A 21,685-nucleotide genomic window follows, 5' to 3' on the forward strand; every position below is an offset into this window, starting at 1 on the left:
GCAAAACTGCATGAAAAAATATTTTTCGGAAACTAATGTTTCCTGCAAAATATTTTTATTGGAGGTAGTATGTCAAATTATATTCCTCACTCCGCTGAGGAAACAAAAGAGATGCTTGATCTCATCGGTGTCAAATCGATTGATGATTTATACAGCTTTGATAACAAGGGCTGTAAAAAAGTTGATATAGGTGAGGGGAAAACTCAAGCAGAAGTTGAAAAGTTTTTTCAAAATTTAAGCAGTGAAAACACTGTCTTTAAATCGATATTAAGAGGTGCCGGTGCTTATAACCACTATGCACCTGCCGCTGTAAGGCACATGGCTTCCAGAGAGGAGTTTTTAACAGCCTATACACCCTATCAGCCCGAAATGAATCAGGGCGAACTCCAAGCAGGTTTTGAATATCAGTCAATGATTTGCGAGCTTACGGGAATGGATGTTTCCAATGCCAGCGTTTATGACGGAGGCACGGCAGTTGCAGATGCCATAGTTATGTCCTTAGGACGAAAACAAAACAAGGTTTTGATTTCGGAATGTGTTGAACCCAGCTCAATCGAAATTGCTAAAACCTATTTAAAGCACAGCGGCGTAGAATTCGTAATGATTCCCCGTGACGGCTATAAAACTGATGTTTCGAAGATTAAGGACCTTTTAGATGAAAGTGTCGGAGCCGTTGTTATGCAGCAGCCTAACCGTTTCGGTACAATCGAAGACTGCGAAGCTGTCGGTAAACTTGTAGAAGGTACCAAAACTCAGTTTGTAATGAGCTGCAATCCTATTTCTTTGGCAATCTTAAAAACACCGAAAGAATGCGGTGCTTCGATAGCCTTAGGCGAAGGGCAGGCATTAGGACTTCCTCTAGGTGCAGGCGGCCCCTATCTCGGCTTCCTTTCTACAATCGAAGCCAATATGCGAAAAATCCCGGGACGAATCATCGGTCAATCAACAGACCATGACGGCAGAAGAGCCTTTGTTCTAACTCTTCAAGCCCGCGAACAGCATATCAGGCGCGAAAAAGCCAGCTCCAGTATCTGTTCAAACCAAGCTCTTTGTGCATTAAGAGCTTCTATGTTTATGACAGCCTACGGAAAAGAAGGCTTAAAAACCGTTGCAAATGTTTCCTTAAGCAATGCACATTATCTTGCAGATGAGCTTAAAAAGATCGGCTTAACCGTAAAAAATAACGGAGAATTCTTCCATGAATTCGTAACTGACGGAAAAGGAAAGGCCGATGCAATTCTTTCAAATCTTGAAAAAAACGGCATTTTAGGCGGTTTAAAGATTTGTGATGATGCCATTCTTTGGTGTGCAACCGATGTTCTTTGTAAATGCGACCTTGATAAGGCCGTAAAAATCATTAAGGAGGTATTGTAATGAGCGAATTGATTTTTGGAAAATCCGTAAAGGGTCATAAATTTGCCGAAGCAAAATTGACAGTACCCGAATATAAGCTTGATTCAAAATATTTAAGAGCAAGCGATGCAAAACTTCCTGAAGTTTCGGAACTTGAATTTGTACGCCACTATATGGAATTGAGCAAGCGTACTCACGGTGTAGATAACGGTTTCTATCCCTTAGGTTCTTGTACGATGAAGTACAATCCCAAACTCAACGAAGAAGTTGCGGCTCTTCCGAACTTTACCAATATTCACCCATTGCAGCCTGAACATACAATGAAAGGTTGTATCGAGGCTATGGGAGATTTAGGTAAAAAACTCGGTGAAATTACCGGAATGGATGCTTTCTCCCTCCAGCCATCAGCAGGTGCTCACGGAGAGTTCACAGCCCTTTTGGTAATCAGAGCCTATCACGAAAAACGCGGTGACCATGCCCGAAACAAGATTTTGGTTCCCGATTCGGCACACGGTACAAACCCTGCCAGTGCCGCAATGGTCGGATGCGAAATCGTAAACATTCCTTCCGATAAGGACGGAAATGTAGATATCGAAGAATTAAAAAAGACTGTAGGAAACGATACTGCTGCCCTCATGCTTACAAACCCGAACACCCTCGGTCTCTTTGAAACCCATATCAAAGAAATTGCCGAAATCGTTCACAAAGCAGGCGGCTTATTGTACTATGACGGTGCTAACCTTAATGCAATTATGGGAAGACTAAGACCCGGAGATATGGGCTATGATATAGTTCACCTTAACTTGCACAAGACCTTCTCGACTCCTCACGGAGGCGGCGGTCCCGGAAGCGGCCCAATCGGTTGTAAAAAATTCCTTGAAGAATTCTTACCTGTTCCCGTAGTTACAGGCTCGGACGGAAGCTATAAGCTGGATTATAACCGCCCTGATTCAATCGGAAGGGTTAGAAACTTCTACGGAAACTTCCTTGTCTTCTTGCGTGCCTATGCCTATATTCTTACACTCGGAAGCGAGGGCATAAGGGAAAGCTCAGGCTATGCTGTCTTAAATGCAAACTATCTAAAGAAAAAGCTTGAAAAAGAATATGATGTTGCCTTTGACAGAATCTGTATGCACGAATTTGTTCTTACCCTTGATAAGATCAAGGAAGAAACAGGCGTAAGTGCTCTTGACATAGCTAAGGGCTTAATCGACGACGGTATCCACCCGCCGACGATGTACTTCCCGCTCATCGTACACGAAGCCTTGATGTTTGAGCCTACGGAAACGGAAAGCAAGTCCACCTTGGACTTTACTGCCGAAGTTATGATCAAACTCAAAAAAAAGAAGCTTATTCAAATCCCGAAAAGCTTCACGGCTATCCCTACACACGCCCCATCGGACGAGTAGATGAAACAAAAGCTGCCCGTGAACCTGTTTTAAGGTACAAGGCTTGCTGCTGTTGTAAATAAACAGCTTTAAACGCCCCCTCTAAAGACTGATGTTTTTAGAGGGGGATTTTTTTTTCGTTAATAGGTTACGAGAACATAAATCATTGACACATAAATATGTTGACTTGACAAAATACTATTTTAATGTAGACTATAAATAAGGAAATATATTGATGGCTATACTTTCATTAAACGAAATAAAACTAAGGGCACAAGGATTTGTGCTGAATTGGAAAGATAAGGCTGCAACAGCACGGGAAGAGGCGGATGCACAAACGTTTGAAAACGAATTTTTTGCAATCTTCGGTGTTCCGAGGAGTAAAATTGCCGTTTTTTGAACAAAAGGTAAAACTGCAAGACGGCTCAAACGGTTACATAGACCTTTTTTGGAAAGGTTACATTCTTATCGAAATGAAAACGCCCGGTAAGGACAGAAAAAAAGCCTTTGAACAAGCAAAAGCTTATGCCAATGCTCTAAGTAATTCCGATATGCCTAAGGGAATTCTTATTTGCGATTTTTGCAATTTTGATTATTATAATTTGGAAAAAAATGCTGAACGTACGAGTTTTACTCTTGGGGACTTACCCGACTACATCGGCCTTTTTGCCTTTCTTGCCGGTTACAAAGATGTAGAATACAAAAAACAAGATGCGGTAAATATTGAAGCTGCCGAAAAAATGGGACAGCTGCACGACACGCTAAAAGATATAGGGTATAAAGGGCATAGTTTGGAACTGTATTTGGTGCGTTTGGTTTTTTGTCTTTTTGCAGACGATACCGATATTTTTGAGCACGACCATTTTATAAAATATATTTTACAGCGTACCAATGTAGACGGAAGTGATTTGGCGATGCACATTCAAAAGATTTTTGAAGTTTTAAATACTCCTGCCGACCGCCGCCTTAAAACACTTGATGAACAGCTTAGCCTTTTTCCTTATGTAAACGGCGGGCTTTTTAAGGAAACGCTTCCCATAGCAGATTTTACTTCCGCAATGAGAGAAAAGTTAATTCAATGCTGCAGCCTCGATTGGAGCAAAATATCCCCTGCTATATTCGGAGCTATGTTTCAAAGTATTATGAATCCTGATGAACGCCATTCTCTCGGAGCACATTACACCAGTGAAGAAAATATTTTAAAACTCATTCATCCTCTTTTTCTTGATGAACTTTGGAAGGAATTTGATAAATACAAACAGTATACTTCCGATGCCCGCATAGAAAAACTCAACGGCTTGCACACAAAAATCGCCTCGCTGAAATTCCTTGATCCCGCCTGCGGCTGCGGAAACTTTTTAGTACTTGCATACAGGGAGCTCCGCCTTTTGGAGCTTGCAATAGTTGAAGAACTGGAAAATTCGGGACAGCAAATTTTAGATATAGATAATTTTTTACGCGTAACCGTCAATCAATTTTACGGGATTGAAATAGAAGAATTTCCTGCACAAATTGCACAGACTGCCCTTTGGCTTATGGATCACCAAATGAATAGATTGGTTTCAAGCCGCTTAGGAAGATATTTTATCCGCATACCTATTGCTTCATCAGCTACGATTATACAGGGGAACGCTTTAAATCTTGAGTGGGAGCAGGTTGTTCCGAAAAAAGAGCTTTCGTATATTTTGGGTAATCCTCCTTTTTTAGGTGCAAGAGTTATGAGCAAGGAACAATCGGCGGAAATTGCCTGTCTTTTTACCGGGGTAAAGAATGCGGGGAATCTTGATTATGTTACCGGCTGGTATAAAAAGGCGGCGGATTATATTAAAGACACCACGATTAAGTGTGCCTTTGTTTCTACAAATTCAATTTGTCAAGGACAGCAGGTTCCTATTTTGTGGCCCCTTCTTTTTTCTCAAAGTATACATATCAATTTTGCACACCAGACATTCAAGTGGTCAAACGAGGCGCGGGGAAATGCCGCCGTATATTGTATTATTGCGGGTTTTTCATTGAATAAGGATTCCGATAAAAAACTCTTTTTGTACGAAGATGTAAAAGGTGTGCCTAAGGAAGTTCCCGCCAAGCAAATAAATGCGTATTTAATGGACGCTCAAAATGTGTTTATTGATAGTAGGAGTTCCGTACTTGATGTGCAAACGAATCCAATGGTGTTCGGCAGTATGCCTAATGACGGCGGGAATCTTATCATAGAAGAAAATGAATACTCTGCATTTTTACAAAAGGAACCGGAAGCGGAACGGTATATCCGTCCGTTTTTGGGAGCGGAAGAGTTTATCAATAATAAAAAACGATATTGCCTTTGGCTTTTGAATGCGGAACCGCAGCACTTAAAAAAATGCCCGCTTATTGTAGAGCGGATACAAAAGGTGCGGGAACACCGCGAAAGCAGCAGCCGTGAAGCAACGCGGAAACTTGCACAAACGCCTTCTCTCTTTGGCGAAATCCGTCAACCTGATTCCGGGAATTATCTGCTGGTACCGCGTGTTTCGTCCGAACGCAGGAGATATATTCCCATCGGCTTTTTAGATTCATCGGTTATTGCAAGCGATTCAACGCTGATAGTTCCTCACGCAACGCTGTACGAGTTCGGTGTGCTTACTTCGCAGATGCATATGGCGTGGATGCGTACCGTATGCGGGCGGCTTAAAAGCGATTACCGTTATTCTGCACAGATTGTGTATAATAACTTCCCGTGGCCGGACGTTTCGGAAGCGCAAAAGGCAGCTATTATGCAAAAGGCTCAAGCAGTACTTGACGCACGGGCTCAGTTTCCAGATAGCTCCCTTGCCGACTTGTACGATCCCAATACCATGCCACCGGTACTCACCAAAGCGCATGCCGCCCTCGATTCCGCCGTGGATAAGCTGTACCGTAAAGCCGCCTTCTCCGACGATGCAGCCCGCACGGCGTTCTTGTTCGAGCTGTACTTAAAGAAAACGGAAGGGCTGCTTGCGGGGAAGCGGGGGAGGAGGTAGAGGGGATACTACAAGCCGATAAGCTTTTAAATGATTCGAATTATAAATTTCTTGCGTTTTTTTTCTAAAAACTGGAAAATTTCTTAGAATATGTGTGATACCAGTGTTTTATTATTTATTTTGTATTTTGTATTTATACTTGACAAAAAAATGAAAATATTGTAAAATACTTGTGTATTTACAATTTATTGGGAGGGATTATGTCTCAAATCTTTTTTCACAATGTATTTGAAGCTTTATCAGAGGTCGCAGAAGATTATCAATTTATGATAAGTCAATATCAAACAGTAACGCACAATGCAAGGGCAGGGGCACGTTGGGATATCATAAATACGAATTTAATTAAAAAATTAGAAAACATAAATATTGAAGCAGCTATTATAAAACGCGGTTTTTGGCAAATGGCACTTCTTCTTTCTAGTGAGGATAATTGCATTTATACATTAATGAGAAAAAATCGTTTTGAAGGCATTATATCAAATCCTGCAAAAAATGCTCCTAAGTATGTACAAGCTTTAGCAACTTTGAATTCCGATTTAGGATTAGCAAATCCGGAATTATTTGAGTGTCAAAAAGATAAATCAAAATTATATTTTATACTTGATAATTTATGTAAAAGTTTGAATTCTTATTCTATAGACCAAAAACCTCATTATAAAATTATCACATTTGATACCGACTTTGAGTTTAGAATTATAAATTTTCAATTGAATATTTTAGATTATACATGCCATAAACGCAGAGAAGAAAATATTATGAATTTTATTAAACCCATATATTCAAATGAAATTCAACAAGTTGATAATAATACAGAACAAATGCCACAGTTAAAACTAACTAATAAAGCAAAGCGCAGAATCGCTAATCTGAATTCTGTTGAATTAAAAGATACGCAACAATTGAATTCAAAAGAAGTTTAAGTGAGAAAATACAATGAGTGCTTTTAACGGACAAAATTTAAAACTAGCCCGTTTGTATAATGGATTAACCATTAATGAATTGGCAAATAAGATAAATATATCTTCTCAGGCAGAATCGCAATATGAATTAGGGAAAATTATACCTCAGTTTGCTAATTTAATTAAATTAGCTGATGCACTTAATTTTCCGCCTTCATTTTTTTTTCAAGAATCAATGAGTTCAGTGAAAACGGGTTCATCATATTTTCGTTCTTTAATGAAAACTTCAAAAAAATATAGAGATGAGCAAATCACTAAAATAAGATTTTTAGCTGAGCTATATACAGTTTTAGCAGAATATATAGAATTTCCTCCAGCTGATTTACCAGAAAATATAGAAGAAACCAAAATACCAGAACTATCAGCACAAAAATTAAGGGAATATTGGAATTTAGGAAATGAACCTATAAAGAACATGGTTACACTACTAGAAGCAAAAGGTTTAATAATTACATCATTTGAAACATCAACTAATGATATTGATGCTTTTAGTCAATATTTTGAAATAAATGAGCAACCTCTTTATATAATTGCCTTTTCAGATAATAAAAGCTCTGCTGCAAGAATAAATTTTGATCTTGCCCACGAACTCGGACATATTATATTGCATGAATGGAGTGAGGATAATGAAAATATTTCTCGTGAAGAATTTAAGCAACATGAAAAAGAAGCAAACGCGTTTGCTGCTGCTTTCCTTTTACCCAAAGATAAATTTACAGCAGATTTAAAATTTATGCCATCAGATTATTGTCATTATATTGAATTAAAGAAAAAATGGCATGTTTCAATCGGAGCTATGTTACATCGAGCATGTGAGTTAGGGGTAATAAGCCAAAATCAGTATCAATATAACTTGCGCATTATGAATTCACGTAATGAACGCATAAATGAACCTCTTGATAATGTCATTCCAAGAACTTATCCAAGTTTACTTAGTAATGCAATAACCTTATTAATAGATAACGAGGTGTTTACTAAAGCGTCCCTGATACAAGAATTTGCAAACCATGGAATTTCTATGAACAGTGATGAATTAGAGAAATTGCTGTCATTGCAAAAAGGATATTTGTCTGATAAAGAATCTGGAAACATAAATCCATTCATCTTAAAAATAAAGTAAAATATTATATGGTGAGAATAATTGCAAAAATAGAAGAACTTGAGGTACCTGTAAAAAAATTGTGTAAATGCTTGAAAACATGATACTCTACGAAGAGGAGTAAAGATACCTGTGCATTTCTAAAATGCTCGGGCGTCTTTTAGAAATGCACATCGAGTTTTTAGATAAGTCCTTATATTTTATAATTTATCTAAAAACATAGCAAATTAAATCTACGGAAAACCTCTAAAAATGGAAGTTTCAGAGGTTTTCTTATACTATATTTATACAGGGAGAATGATTTTATGGAATATGCTACAATTCAGATAACAGTCTCAAAAAATATGAAAACGTATTTTATGGATAATTATAGCGGTGAATCAAACGAAGAGTTTGAGCGAAATGCACTCCTGCTATACCCCTATATCTACAAAAAGATAATTTCTCATGGTCGTTCAGCTGAAATTTTGGGAATAAGAAAACTTGATTTGATTGAGTTATATAATGATTTGCCTGTAGGAGAAAGAGTATGAAGAATAAAATCGAAGAGCAAATAAAGACATATATTAATAGACCAACTACTGATTATGCCGTTTTAATCAATGGTGAGTGGGGAACTGGAAAAACCTATTTTATTACTAATGCGATTGATTGGGAAGAACTATGTGGTAGTGATAAGAAGGTAATTTATATTTCTTTGAATGGTTTATCATCATTAGAAGAAATAAAAAAAAGACTTGTCTATACATATTTTATATCAAAAGATAAACAATATGCGTCCAATACTGTTAAAGATAATAATTTAATGGATGATTTAGTCGAGTTGAATGCAAGTCTGGGCTATCCTTTTGCTCAAACAGTTTCGTCATTAGTGCATTTTATACATAAAAAATCTAATAAAAATAAAGAAAAGAAATTTGCAAAAATCAATCATGAAAATATCATTTTGATACTTGATGACTTAGAAAGACTATCTCAGATCATAGAGTTATCTGAGCTTTTTGGATTTATTCATGATGGGTTCTCATATAAAGGTTCAAAAGTTATTTTTATAGCAAATGAAAAAGAAATACATAATGAATACTATAATACCATAAAAGAAAAATATATAGGTCATACATTTGGATTTTTTCCTGACTTGATAGAAATAATTTCTTCTATACAAGAAAACCAAAATGATAATCCATATAACACATATATAAAAGAGCACAAGAATAAAATAACAGCTGTCTTTGATGTTGCTGAACACATAAATATCCGTACTTTTTTCTTTTTTTATGAAATATACAAGACAGTCTATAATCATATCACAACATTTATTGAAAATAAAAACACAATGGAAATAGTTTTCGATACTTTTTTGATTTTATGCATAGAATATAAAAAAGGAAAGGCTTATCAAATTGAGACATATACAAAATCATATAAATTTAGGTATTTAAGTGAAAATCTTCAAAATATGGATAATATATCTGCGCAGGAAAAAAATGCCAACGATTATTATAATTATATAAAAAGAACATATATTAATAATACTACTATAAAATTACGATTCATGGATATAGATGATTTTGTAAATTATATTGCTCATGGATACTATAATGCAGATAGTATAAAAGAACAAATAGAAGCAGATTATGCAAGAGTTTTGAAAGATACAAACGAAAAGGAAGACGTACAGCTTCAATTATATCGTTTCTCTAATTATGCATATCTTGAATATGCAGAACTTAAAGAAACAATAGAATTGATATTAAAATATGCGGAAGAGGGATCATATTTCGAGAATAACTATCTACCGATTTACAAAACCTTTCAAGAACTTATAAAATTTAATATATGTCAAAATTTAAAGATTGAAGATATTGTGCCGCGTTTATGTACCGGTATATATGAAAGATTAAAAAGAGATTCTAAAAACACAGGTATTTTGCAGAATATTTTACCTGAAAAATATAAGGATAGATCGTTTGAAGAATATATTGAACATATACAAAAACACAAGCTATTTAATAATAAGTGTATCGCTGAAAAGAAACAAATTGATGAAATAGAATCATTTATTACCAGTATGAACAAAGACAATGATGAAGATTTTTGGGTAACTAAACAGAAAATAGATGATCCTTATTTCTTCTCTAATCTGTCGAAATTTAATTTATTATCTTTATTACATCAACTAAACAACAAAGGTCTCAATAGACTAAAAGATATCTTTAACAAAATAAGTAATATATCAAATGCTCATGAAGTATATTCATCCCATGAGGAACATATAGGTAATATTTTAAATGAAATAAAAAAATGGAAAAACTTAGAAACTGATCCGTTGCGCATATATAATATCGTAATTTGTATAGATGCAATTGAGAAAGCTTTAAAACAAATAAGAAATACGATTTAAGGCCCTGTCAGAAAAAGTGTGTAAATGGGTATTCATATTAGCAGATAGGTTACTCATTTTTTCAGTTTATCAATTTCTTCAAAAAGTTTATGGATATTGCAAAAGGAAGCGGTTGTATCGCATCATTCCGATTTCTTTCTTCTGAGGCTTTTTCGGTATAGAACAGCTTCTTCAATACATCGACATTAATAAACGCTAAAGCACCAGACTTATAGGAATTGTATAGTTGTTTACGTGAAATACCTTTACGGATTCCTATATAGAGTCAGGGATACTATTGTATACGCTATTTGCCCTTATCTGTTTTATATCATATTTTGACATTGAATGTATGCATTACATAATGAACTTGAAGTCATAAGTAAATATAGATTCCCCTTTTCTTTAAAATATCTTACCAATCAAAAATTAGATAAAGTTTATTTAGATTATAATGAAAATACTGAAAATGAATAGGAGTGAATTTTTATCAAGACTTATATATCTTTCGTATGTCCTATTACGTCCGTAATAGACGATCTATTATGGCTGCAATAGGACACCTATCACGGCTATATGTGATGCCCTATTACAGCTACAATAGGGCACATGTTTCAGTACTATACGAGGCAGCCTCGTGAAAGACACCAAAAAGACCCCTTGACGAATTCGGAAAAATATGGAATGATAAACATACAGAGGAGCTTTTATGAGTGAAAAATTAAATTTGGTTATTCTTGACGGGTTTACTTCCAATCCCGGAGACCTTTCTTGGAATGAGTTAAAATCGGTTTCAAATCTTACAATATACGATAAAACAAGTGCAGATGAACTTCTTGAAAGGTGTAAGGAGGCAGATGCCGTTCTTACCAATAAGGTAGTTTTTTCTAAAGAAATAATGGATTCTTTGCCGCGTCTTAAATATATAGGAGTTTTGGCTACGGGCTACAATGTTGTAGATGTTGAGGCTGCAAGAGCTAAAAATATTTGCGTAACGAATATTCCCTCTTACAGCACCGACAGCGTGGCTCAACTTGTATTTGCCCTTATTTTTCACTTTTATTGGCATGTAAAGGAGCATAGCGATGAGGTTATGGGCGGAAAATGGGCGGCTTCCCCTCACTTTTGCTATCACAGTTTTGATATAAGGGAGCTTTCCGATAAGACTATGGGTATAGTCGGTTTCGGGAACATAGGCCAAGCCGTTGCAAAAATTGCCCTTGCCATGAATATGAAGGTAGTATATTTTAACCGCTCTAAAAAAAATATTAAGGGCTTAGAAGAAGCAAAACAAGTTTCTTTAGATGAGCTTTTTTCTTCTTCCGATATAATAAGCTTAAACTGTCCTTTGACTCCGGAAACAAAAGAAATTATAAATGCCGAGTCCTTAAAAAAGATAAAGAAAACTTCTATCATAATCAATACGGGACGAGGCCCTCTTATAAACGAAAAGGATGCAGCAGAGGCTTTAAAGAAAAAAAGATTTGCAGGTCTTGCCTGCGATGTGCTGAGTGTAGAGCCTCCGGCTAAGGATAATCCCTTGCTTAAAGCTTCTAACTGTATTATTACGCCACACATGGCATGGCAAACCTTTGAAGCCAGAGAGAGGCTTATAAAAATAGCCGCCGCTAACGTAAAAGCCTTTATAGCCGGAAAGGAAATAAACAGGGTTAATTAAGTCTTGATTTTTTTTATTTGCCGGAAACTCTTATGATTTAGTAAGACTTAGGCTTCTTCATCATCTAAATCTGCCGGGTCTTTTAGTGTATTTGAATCAAAAAGGCGTGACAGTTCTCTTTCAGAATATCTTTTAGATGTTGAAAAGTTTTCTCTTACGGTTTCAATAGTTTCTTGATCAAGAATCAGCTTTTTTTCGTCTCGAAGATATATGGCAAAATCTTCAAAAACCGAAAGAGGCAGCCATGGAAAAGCTATTTCAAAAATATTAAACCATTGGCAGTAGGGGAGGATATTCTCTTTATTTATAAGTACCCCTTGATCTTTTAACTTATCTCTTTCTTCCGGTCTAAGGGTAAACATTTTTTGATTTAGAAGCTCGCAATATTCTTGTGTAGAAAAAAGGGCTCCTACTTTTCTTATCAGATCCATTTTATAAACTGAAGGAATATCCGCTAAAATAGAAGCTGTAACGATATTCATACCCTCACTAACAACTTCAAAAGGCTTCTTATTGTCAAAAGAAGCCATCTCTATGCTCTGCTTTATATCCCCTTTTTCTAAAAGAGGGAACAAAATTTCATCATTATTCAAGATACTGCTCCATAATTAAATATTGATTTTATCATATTTTCTAAAAAAACACAATGTTAAAATTTACATATTTTATATTTGTGCCTGCATTTGACTTTCAAACGCTTTGACGAATTTAGGAATCAAGTCATCAAAGCGGCCTTCAATATATAGACCGGACGCCTGTTTATGTCCGCCGCCGCCGAATGAGACAGCAATTTTGCTTACATCAATTTTATCCAGAGATCTAAAACCTACTGAACAATGCGTCGGTGATTCTTGGCGTACGATGCAGATAGCTTGCACCCCTTCTATTGTTTGAATAAGCTGATAAAGAATATCCGAGTCTCTTCCTTCAAGGCCGAATTCTAGTAAGTCATCATAAGTTTCGTAAGAAATAACAAGCCTTCCATCATAATATCTTTTCATTCTGTTTAGAATTCTGGAAATAAGAATGCGCGATTCAAATTGTTTGCCTCCATTCATTTTCATAAATGTTTGCTTAGGATTAGCTCCTGCTTTAATTAAACGGGATGCATGGGCAAAAACTTCAGCACTTCTTTCATCCAAGTGCCTAAAAAATCCAGTATCCGTACAAAGGCCGAAAAACAGTGCATCAGCTTCTTCTTTTGAAAGACATTCTCCAATACTCTCAATGATAGATTGAATTAGATAGGTTGTAGAAGGGGCTTCCGGCATTATAAGAGAAGTATCAGATTTTTCAGTATTGGTTGCATGATGATCTATTATGATATAATCAAAATTTTTGATTTGACCGCCAATTTCCCCTACACGTTCAAAACTTGAGCAGTCAAGTATTATTAATCCGGTATTTTCTTTGTTGAATTTGCCCTCAAGTTTATCGGTAAAAAGATTTTCATAAGTCTTTATTTCGGTACGCTTAAAAGGCCCTGCAGACATTAAAATACAGTTTTTGTTTCTTCTTTTAAGAAAGAGGCTCAGCGCAATACAGCTGCCTATACAATCTCCATCAGGTTCTTTATGTCCAGCGATTATGAAATTGTCATAATAATCCAAAAAATCCAATAATTTTTTTGGGATCAGAGGCTCTTTTATATTTAAGCTGTCTTTGTTCTGCATCTTATTCTCACACCCCCCCAAGACTGATTTTTCCCTTTTCTAATAAGGGCAAGTGAGACAAAAAAGCTTGGGGGACTTTCAATTTTAAAATTTTAATTCAAGAGTTTCAATACCTTCAAATTTAGCATCATACTCATTTGGAGCTTTTAAAGCACCCCATACAGAGTTTTCCAAATCTCGAGGGGCTGCAATTTTTATTTTATTGAATTTTCCATCTTTAATGTAGAAAGATAGGTAAGGATTTACTCTCGTATTAACTAACTCCATTCTAGCTCTTCCATCCGCCGGTTCAAGCCATGACTTTGGGATAAAAACTTCTGCATTTTTTAAGCCGGCTCTTCGATAAATAACATAAAAGCCTTTTGAATGTGCAAAAATTTTTAAGATTTGTACATTTACATAATAAATGTCAGCTTCGTCGACTTTTTGTGAAAAAGCCGGAGTAATAGCAAAAAAGGAAAAAATTAAAACAACAAAGATCAAATACAGTATTGATTTTTTCATACAATCCTCCAGATAATCCATTATACACATAAGCCATGAATTTTGCAAGTGTAAACCTGTAAAAATCTTACAATATTGACAAAGACTTATAAAAAATGCTATTTTGTTTTATCTAGGAATAAAAAAATGGATAAAATTAGTTTATTTGAAGTTAATAATTCAAAATTATTAAATGAATTTGCTCTTTTACCTTTTGAGCTTTATAAGAATGATAGTTCATGGGTACCGCCTATTATAAGTGAGTACAAAAAGTACGTGTCCGGAGCCGATAATTCTTTATGTGATGTAGGGCCTCACGTAAAACTGATTGCGCAGCTTGAGGGCAAAACGGTTGGGCGTATTTTGTACGGTATTGATGAGAAATTGAATGACTATAAACAAATTAAGGCCGGTTATATTTCTCAATTTGAATGTATTGAAGACTATGCCGTTGCCGAAAAAATGCTTAATGCGGCAAAAGAATGGTTTTTACAAAAAGGTATGGATAGAATTAAAGGGCCTCTTTCTCTTCCGGGTGGGGAAGATAACCGCGGGTTTATAACCGATAATTTTGAAAACCGTACCTACATAATGAATACATATAACAAAAAATATTATAACGATTTTTTTATAAAGTATGGATTTGAAAAATATTGGGATTGCTATGCCTATCATGCCCGTTTTGATGATGTCGATGCAAGCCGCTATGTCCGTTTGGCCCCCTTGGTAGAAAAACGATACGGTTTCCATGTAGATAATATCGATTTAAAAAATAATGTTGAGCGTGAGGCAGGCGATATTCATTCAATCCTCCTTAATTCCGAGCCGGAAGAGTGGGAAGACTTTATGCCTATGTCCCGCAAAGAAATAGATATGGTTGTAAAACAGCTTATTTCGTTTGCAGATGAGGAATTGATTTTTATTGCAAGGAGCAATGAGGGCAAGCCTATCGGATTTAATGTTACCCTTCCTGACTATAACGATGTATTAAAACACCTTAACGGGAAACTTTTCCCGTTCGGTATCTTTAAATTCCTTTATTACAAGCGTAAAATGAAGCGGCTTAGAACCTTTGTTCTATTTGTCGATCCTAAATATCACAATAAAGGTGTTTCGGCAGCTATTTATTCCCGTCTTTATCAAGCGGCTATAAAAAAAGGCTATCTGGAGGGCGAAGGTTCCACTATTTGGGAGTATAATATTCCGATGATTACGGATATAGAAAAAACAGGGGCAAAAAGGGATATAGTTTATAGAATTTATCAATATCATTTAAACCGATAATGTATTATTGATATTGTTTGCTCTTTCTAACCGTAAACGGCTTTACATAAAATATAAATAGTATTATACTCAATATAAAATAAATCTTTAGGATGGTTTTATATGACTGTAAATGATAGAATTGCCGCTTTAAGGCAAAAAATGAAAGAGCATTCTTTAAGTGCTTATTTAATTCCGTCCTCTGATCCCCATCAGAGCGAATATTTACCTGAAAACTATAAAACACGGGAGTTTATCTCCGGTTTTACAGGGTCGGCAGGAACTGTCCTTGTTACAAAGGATAAGGCTGTTTTATGGACTGACGGCAGGTATTTTCTTCAAGCTGAAAAACAGCTTAAAGGTTCGGTTGTTGAGCTTTATAAAATGCTTGAACCCGGTGTTCCGACAATCAACGAGTTTTTAAAATCTAACTTAAAATCGGGTGAAAAACTCGGAATGGACGGTAAGGTTGTTTCCGTTTCAGGTTTCGATTCCATGGAAAAAGAGCTTGAAGGTATAGAACTTGTTACTAATCTCGACCTAATAGGCGAAATATGGGAAAATCGTCCTCAGGCAGTTTTAAGCAAGGCTTTTATACTCGATGAAAAATATACCGGAAAATCGGCAAAAGAAAAGATTGAAAAAGTCCGCTCAATGCTTGCCGAAAAAAAGGCAGATTCTACGGTTATCGGAGCCCTCGAAGATGTCTGTTATCTTTTTAATGTCCGAGGAAGGGATATAAGATGTAATCCCGTAGTTACTGCGTATGCGCTGGTAGATAAAGCAAGAGCCGTTATTTTTATTTCCGAGAAGCAATTAACGGATGATGTTAAGACCTACTTTGCTTCACAAGGTATTACGGTAATGGGATATGAAGATGTATTTACAGAAGCAAAAAATCTTAAAGGAACTGTTTACATAGATCCTGCAAGAACAAATGTTTATCTATACAACCAAATAAAAGCTAAAACCGAAAAAGGCTTAAACTTAACTTCAACTCTTAAAGCAATAAAAAATGAAGTTGAACTTAAAAACTTCGATTATGCTATGGAAAAAGACGGCGCTGCCATGGTAAAAATCCTAAAATGGGTAGAAGAAAATGCCGGAAATGGTATTACAGAATGGGATGTAAGCGAACAACTCTTAAAATTCCGTGCCGAAGGCAAGGATTTTTTTGAAGAGAGTTTTGAAACTATTTCGGGTTACGGGCCGAACGGAGCTATTATTCACTATGCTCCTTCCCCTGAAAATTCTGCCAAACTTGAAGCTAAAAGTTTCTTGCTTTTGGACAGCGGCGGTCAGTACTTAGGCGGTACAACAGATATTACTAGGACAATAAAACTTGGAGAGCTTACAGAGCAGGAAAAAACGGATTATACCCTTGTATTAAAATCCCATATTTCTCTTGCCAGGGCTAAGTTTAAGGCCGGAACTACAGGCCATGCCATAGATACTATCCCCAGAGAGCATCTTTGGGCTTATGGAAGGGACTACAAACATGGTACGGGTCACGGGGTAGGTTATGTTCTTTCAGTTCATGAGGGACCTCAATCTATTTCAAGCCGTTTTTTAGATGTTCCTATGAAGCTTGGTATGGTAACATCCAATGAGCCCGGTCTTTATGTTGCAGGAAGTCATGGTATCCGCATTGAAAGCCTTGTTGTTACCACCGAATTTAAAACCACCGAAGACGGAGAATTCTATCAATTTAAAACAATAACTCTTTGTCCCATTGATACAAGACCTATTGTTCCCGGAATTCTATCGGATGATGATATTAAATGGCTCAATGAGTATCATAAAGAGGTTTGTGAAAGGCTTATGCCTTATTTGGATGAAGAACACAAAGCTTTCTTAAAAGAAAGAACAAAGGCAATTTAACCGATAAAAATGTTTTAAACAAAAAAATCATTTTTTTACTCGACAAAGTATGAAAAATGAGGTACAATGATATATACTGATATAAACAAAGTAAGGAGTATTATTATGAAAACTTTAAATTGTGATATTTGTAGAAAAGAGCTGGTAAATCCTATTGCCGGAAGGACTTACTGGCATATCCGCGAATATGACGTATGCGAAGCTTGCAAGGATGCTATTGAGTTTAAGCTAAGGCCTGTAGTTCGAAAGCATTTTCCCTATTCTCAAGACTGGTATGAACATGAGTTCATAGCACTTATTGAAAAAGGTATTGCTGCAAGGCGCCCATAAGAGACTTTAAAAAGACCCGATATCTAATCGGGTCTTTTTTTTCATGGCTCCATTGACATATTTTGTCTTTTTGTGTAATATTAAAATCTATTTTTTTTAGAAAGAGAGTAAGGAGTTTTCATGTCAGGACATAGTAAATGGGCGACAATTAAACATGCCAAGGGCGCAGCTGATGCTAAAAGAGGCCAGCTGTTTACTAAATTTATCAAAGAAATTTCAATTGCTGCAAAGATGGGAGGCGGAGATCCTGCCACTAACCCAAGACTTAGAACAGCTGTTTTAAAAGCTCGTGCTGCAAACATGCCTAAAGACAACATAGAAAGAGCAATTAAGAAGGGCACCGGAGAGCTTGGAGCTGTAAACTATGAGGAGCTTTTGTATGAAGGCTACGGCCCCGGCGGAGTTGCCGTTTTAGTTGAAGTTTTAACGGACAATAAAAACAGAACAGCAGCCAGTGTTCGAAATATTTTTACAAAGAGCGGCGGAAACTTGGGTGCAACAGGTTCCGTAGCTTATATGTTTAACAGAAAAGGCGTTATCGAGTATGATGCCGAGGCGGTCAGTGAAGAAGCAATTATGGAAGCCGCTCTTGAAGCCGGAGCCGAAGATATTGCAGCTGAAGACGGAGTTATTACCGTAACAACCGACCCCAATGACTTTGCTTCGGTTTTGGAAGCATTACAGGAAAAAGGGTTTGAATCTGTTTCTGCTTCCGTTTCAATGGTTCCGGATACCTATGTAGCTTTGGATGCCGATACAACTCAAAAAGCCTTAAAAATGATCGATAAGTTGGAAGAGGATGATGATGTTCAGACAGTTTCTTCAAATATCGAAATCCCCGAAGGCTTTGAAATGCCGGAATAATGTTTGAAAATATTTTGGACAGCCTCTTGTCTAAAAGAAAAGCCCTTGCAGCTTAAGCGAAAACTGCGAGGGCTTTTTTATTTTACTTAAATCAAATTTTACTTTGTTATAAATTTAAGTAAATCGATTACTCTGTTGGAATAACCCCACTCATTATCATACCATGAAACAAGTTTAAAGAATCTCTTTTCGCCGGGAAGGTTGTTTTGTAAAGTTGCCTTGCTATCATAGATTGAAGAATGAGGATCATGAATAATATCGGTAGAAACTATTTCTTCATCACAATAGGCTAAAACACCCTTTAGATAGCTTTCCGAGGCTTTTTTAATGGCCTTATCGATTTCTTCGATGGAGGTATCTTTTTCGGTGCGGATCGTTAAGTCCACAACGGAGCCCGTGGGGGTAGGGACCCTAAAGGACATACCTGTCAGTTTTCCCTTTGTACTCGGAAGAACTTCTCCTACAGCTTTTGCAGCGCCTGTGGTTGAGGGGATAATATTCACGGCTGCAGCCCGTCCGCCTCTCCAGTCTTTTAGAGAAACACCGTCTACAGTTTTTTGAGTTGCCGTGTAGGCATGAATAGTTGTCATAAGACCTGTTTCAATACCGAATCCTTCTTTTAAAAGAACGTGCACAACAGGAGCTAAGCAGTTTGTAGTACAGCTTGCATTTGAAACTACATGATGCTCTGATGCCTTGTATTCATTTTCATTGACGCCCATAACAAATGTTTTAATGGGTTTTGAAGGATCGCTGCTTTTTCCGGGAGCGGAGATAATAACTTTTTTTGCTCCGGCTTCAAGGTGTTCATAGGCCTTTTCATTTGTGTAAATACCGGTGCTTTCGATTACTACATCAATTCCGAGTTCTTTCCAAGGCAATTGTGCAGGAGTTAATCCCTTTCCCGATATACACTTAATTTTATGGCCGTTTACTACAAGAACATCATCTCCGTCAGTGCCTATTTCGGCATTCATTTTGCCTTGAACCGAATCGTATTTCAATTGATAGGCAAAATACTTTGCATCCGTTGAAAGGTCAACAACTGCAACAACATCGAATTTGTCTTTTCCAAGCAAATTTTGATTTACCAAGGCTTGAAAAACAAGTCTTCCGATTCTTCCGAATCCGTTGATAGCTACTTTCATAAAAAAACTCCTTATTTTTTATTTTTCTATATTAACCTATATTAGGATATATGTCAACTTTGTTAAAAATTAAGTTAATTAATACTAAATTTCAAGCCGGCCTCTGCATTAAAGAAAAACTTTTTAATAGGAGTTCCGCTTTGGGTCAGCGAAAAAGAAAAGACTGAAGCTCCAAAATTTACAAACCATTGAATATCGCCGGATATGGCATGATTTATACCTGTCTCCACTACAATATTACCTATTTTTTCATTCTTTGGACTTGTACCTGATTTTTGAAAATGGTTTATTCTATAAATTATATTTAAAGGAATTCTTACAAGTGAAGGTTTAGAATATGCAATCGTATAAAAACCTAAATCGGTTATTGATACATGAACATCTTCTGCCGTTTCAACAATGCTTTTATTTTTTTGAGAAATTTTTATAAAGGCAATTAAATTTTTAAACCTATAGCCGATCTGGAATAGACCGTCTTGCAAATATACATTTTTTTTTGTTGCCGCAATAGGAATAGAAAAATTTGTGTCTAAGGATGTAAAAAAACCTGTAGGGAGATCAAATGATATTGAAGTACCCAATCCCGGCTGAAAGAGGGTATTTACATTTTGATTATTAAAACCTGCATTAAATACGCTTAATGTAGGTCCTATGGATATATTTATCAAATTAGCCGTATAAGCGATTCTACCCCAAATTGTATTTCCTATCCCTAAATCTCTTTGTATTGCTAAGTATCCGTTTACGCTTTTTCCAAGATTTTCATTTAAAATCAATTTAAAGCCGAAATCCGGAATTTTGCCGGTATTTCCATTTTCGTTAAAAGGAACGTTCCCTGAGCTGATAGCAGCCTCAATATCCAGAGAAAACAACCCTATTGAACATGTAAAAAGGATTACAATAACTAAGCTTCTTTTTAAGAAATTCATCAATACACCGCCTTTATAGATATTTGTCCGGTTACCATTTTTGGTACATTATTATAAAGTAAAGGGTTTACAGGCAGACGAAAATCGCACTCAAACCTGCCGATTCTAAAAGTATAAAAAGGACTTATTAAAAATGAAAAAGAACTAATTACAGCAGGTTTTAATGGATTTAATGAGCCCATTAAATTTATTCCGCCTGCCATATTATGCGTTTCAATATTTCCGAAGCTCAAATTCGTACTAATACCTGTAAAAAACGAATCCTTTAATGAAGGATCGCTTATACTTGCAGGCAGCAAAAACACCGGAGAAACAAAACAGGCTATAGAAGATGACATAAAATCTTTTTTTATTCTTGCTTCAAATGAAGCATAGAAATTTGACACAAATAACTCAAGGCTTGGTTTTTCTAATTTTATTTCGGATAAACCTGCTTCAGCAAAAAACTCGTAATCGGTATCGGCATTAAAAAGCATGGCAAAACCGGTTCTTAGTTTGGTTTCAGATATATTCAAAGAAAATGCTGCACCGGCAAAAAAATCGAAAGCAAAGAAGTCGAATGATCCTCCCATTCTAAAATCGGATTTTATTCGTAAATCATTTTTTAGTTTTTCATTCCAATATGCATATATTCCCATATAGAAACCTGAAGAAAGAGTTCCATAAAGCCCTAAACCTGTTCCTTGAATAAAATTTCTAGGGCGAAAAGCTGAAGACGGATAGTGTTTTCTAAATTCAGGTTCGGACATTTTGATTTTAAGATGCTCTTGTAAAATTGAGTCAGAACCTAAACTATCATATATTCCGGTAAAAATACCCAAGGAAATAGGCCTATTATTTATATTCGGAAAATTAAGGGAAGCCCCATAAAAACTAAAATCACCCATTTCTTTCGGACTTTGAATTGGTGAAAAAAAATCAATAAGTTTATTGATTTTTGCATTAATATCCAGATCAAAATAACATATATGTGAAGGTGAAAACCTAAGTTTTAATGATAAAAGTGAGTTCGCTGTTATATAAGGCTTGGTATTTAGACCGTAAAAAAGATTTATATTTTCAAAATGAGGCACTGAAAAAGTCTGAGCGGAAACAAGCGGTGCTGTAAATAAAAAGAGGAACAATAAAATGCTTATTTTTTTGGTTTTTATATTCATATATCCGTATTTTACACTAAATATCAAAAAAAATCTAGTTAAGTTTATAAAAAACTATTGGGAACCTCTAAAAACTTGCTCTATTATAAATAAAAAGT

The 21,685-nt window shown here is 36.0% G+C and carries 18 protein-coding genes and 1 pseudogene; 13 read left to right on the forward strand and 6 right to left on the reverse strand.

The features are described from left to right. Positions 1-69: 69 nt before the first annotated feature. The 9 genes and pseudogenes from gcvPA to E4N78_RS07350 all read left to right on the forward strand — a co-directional run bounded on the left by gcvPA (position 70) and on the right by E4N78_RS07350 (position 11,859). Positions 70-1,374: an aminomethyl-transferring glycine dehydrogenase subunit GcvPA gene (gene gcvPA, locus E4N78_RS07310; RefSeq protein ID WP_255809916.1), complete on the forward strand. Its 1,305-nt coding sequence runs from the start codon at positions 70-72 to the stop codon at positions 1,372-1,374. Next, a pseudogene (gene gcvPB / locus E4N78_RS07315) lies at positions 1,374-2,824 on the forward strand (aminomethyl-transferring glycine dehydrogenase subunit GcvPB). Before gcvPA ends, gcvPB begins: the two are co-directional and overlap by 1 nt. Positions 2,825-2,976: 152 nt before the next feature. Next, positions 2,977-3,141 (forward strand): hypothetical protein, encoded by a 165-nt coding sequence (locus E4N78_RS07320; RefSeq protein ID WP_255809917.1) that lies wholly within the window; start codon positions 2,977-2,979, stop codon positions 3,139-3,141. Then, complete coding sequence (locus E4N78_RS07325) at positions 3,128-5,740, forward strand: DNA methyltransferase (RefSeq protein ID WP_255809918.1); 2,613 nt, start codon at positions 3,128-3,130, stop codon at positions 5,738-5,740. The genes E4N78_RS07320 and E4N78_RS07325 overlap by 14 nt, the downstream gene beginning before the upstream one ends. Positions 5,741-5,940: 200 nt before the next feature. Continuing rightward, the gene (locus E4N78_RS07330) at positions 5,941-6,660 is read left to right on the forward strand and encodes a DUF5986 family protein (RefSeq protein WP_255809919.1); all 720 of its coding nucleotides are present in this window, start codon (positions 5,941-5,943) and stop codon (positions 6,658-6,660) included. A gap of 13 nt (positions 6,661-6,673) precedes the next feature. After that, positions 6,674-7,819 carry a helix-turn-helix domain-containing protein gene (locus E4N78_RS07335; protein ID WP_255806433.1) on the forward strand — a complete coding sequence of 382 codons (1,146 nt, stop codon included), beginning with the start codon at positions 6,674-6,676 and terminating at the stop codon, positions 7,817-7,819. A gap of 284 nt (positions 7,820-8,103) precedes the next feature. Then, positions 8,104-8,331, forward strand: coding sequence for a hypothetical protein (locus E4N78_RS07340; RefSeq protein WP_255806432.1), 228 nt, complete (start codon positions 8,104-8,106; stop codon positions 8,329-8,331). Beyond that, positions 8,328-10,202, forward strand: coding sequence for a P-loop NTPase fold protein (locus E4N78_RS07345; protein WP_255809920.1), 1,875 nt, complete (start codon positions 8,328-8,330; stop codon positions 10,200-10,202). The genes E4N78_RS07340 and E4N78_RS07345 overlap by 4 nt, the downstream gene beginning before the upstream one ends. 688 nt (positions 10,203-10,890) lie before the next feature. Beyond that, entirely contained in the window at positions 10,891-11,859 is a 969-nt protein-coding gene (locus tag E4N78_RS07350) for a D-2-hydroxyacid dehydrogenase (RefSeq protein ID WP_255809921.1), read from the forward strand. A 47-nt stretch (positions 11,860-11,906) separates the two neighbouring features. On the opposite strand, the gene E4N78_RS07355 is transcribed toward E4N78_RS07350, so the two are convergent. The 3 genes from E4N78_RS07355 to E4N78_RS07365 all read right to left on the reverse strand — a co-directional run bounded on the left by E4N78_RS07355 (position 11,907) and on the right by E4N78_RS07365 (position 14,036). Then, positions 11,907-12,452, reverse strand: a complete 546-nt coding sequence (locus E4N78_RS07355; RefSeq protein WP_255809922.1) for a hypothetical protein — start codon at positions 12,450-12,452, stop codon at positions 11,907-11,909. Between the two features lie 72 nt (positions 12,453-12,524). After that, entirely contained in the window at positions 12,525-13,532 is a 1,008-nt protein-coding gene (locus E4N78_RS07360) for a DHH family phosphoesterase (RefSeq protein ID WP_255809923.1), read from the reverse strand. Positions 13,533-13,616: 84 nt separating this feature from the next. After that, on the reverse strand, positions 13,617-14,036 hold the full coding sequence (locus tag E4N78_RS07365; RefSeq protein WP_255809924.1) for a hypothetical protein: 420 nt from the start codon (positions 14,034-14,036) through the stop codon (positions 13,617-13,619). Between the two features lie 126 nt (positions 14,037-14,162). Here E4N78_RS07365 and E4N78_RS07370 point away from each other — a divergent pair, with 126 nt between their 5' ends. The 4 genes from E4N78_RS07370 to E4N78_RS07385 all read left to right on the forward strand — a co-directional run bounded on the left by E4N78_RS07370 (position 14,163) and on the right by E4N78_RS07385 (position 18,353). Then, entirely contained in the window at positions 14,163-15,299 is a 1,137-nt protein-coding gene (locus E4N78_RS07370) for a hypothetical protein (RefSeq protein WP_255809925.1), read from the forward strand. Between the two features lie 102 nt (positions 15,300-15,401). Further along, positions 15,402-17,159: an aminopeptidase P family protein gene (locus tag E4N78_RS07375; RefSeq protein ID WP_255809926.1), complete on the forward strand. Its 1,758-nt coding sequence runs from the start codon at positions 15,402-15,404 to the stop codon at positions 17,157-17,159. Between the two features lie 105 nt (positions 17,160-17,264). Then, positions 17,265-17,489 carry a hypothetical protein gene (locus E4N78_RS07380; RefSeq protein WP_255809927.1) on the forward strand — a complete coding sequence of 75 codons (225 nt, stop codon included), beginning with the start codon at positions 17,265-17,267 and terminating at the stop codon, positions 17,487-17,489. A gap of 120 nt (positions 17,490-17,609) precedes the next feature. Beyond that, a complete protein-coding gene (locus tag E4N78_RS07385; protein ID WP_255809928.1) occupies positions 17,610-18,353 on the forward strand; it encodes a YebC/PmpR family DNA-binding transcriptional regulator in 744 nt (247 codons plus the stop codon). 98 nt (positions 18,354-18,451) lie between these two features. On the opposite strand, the gene gap is transcribed toward E4N78_RS07385, so the two are convergent. The 3 genes from gap to E4N78_RS07400 all read right to left on the reverse strand — a co-directional run bounded on the left by gap (position 18,452) and on the right by E4N78_RS07400 (position 21,587). Further along, a complete protein-coding gene (gap, locus tag E4N78_RS07390) occupies positions 18,452-19,501 on the reverse strand; it encodes a type I glyceraldehyde-3-phosphate dehydrogenase (protein ID WP_255809929.1) in 1,050 nt (349 codons plus the stop codon). 74 nt (positions 19,502-19,575) lie between these two features. After that, positions 19,576-20,430, reverse strand: coding sequence for a hypothetical protein (locus tag E4N78_RS07395; protein WP_255809930.1), 855 nt, complete (start codon positions 20,428-20,430; stop codon positions 19,576-19,578). Next, positions 20,430-21,587 (reverse strand): hypothetical protein, encoded by a 1,158-nt coding sequence (locus E4N78_RS07400; protein ID WP_255809931.1) that lies wholly within the window; start codon positions 21,585-21,587, stop codon positions 20,430-20,432. Before E4N78_RS07400 ends, E4N78_RS07395 begins: the two co-directional genes overlap by 1 nt. Positions 21,588-21,685: the final 98 nt, after the last annotated feature.

The sequence above is a fragment of the Treponema denticola genome (genome assembly GCF_024400535.1).
Lineage (GTDB): Bacteria > Spirochaetota > Spirochaetia > Treponematales > Treponemataceae > Treponema_B > Treponema_B denticola_C.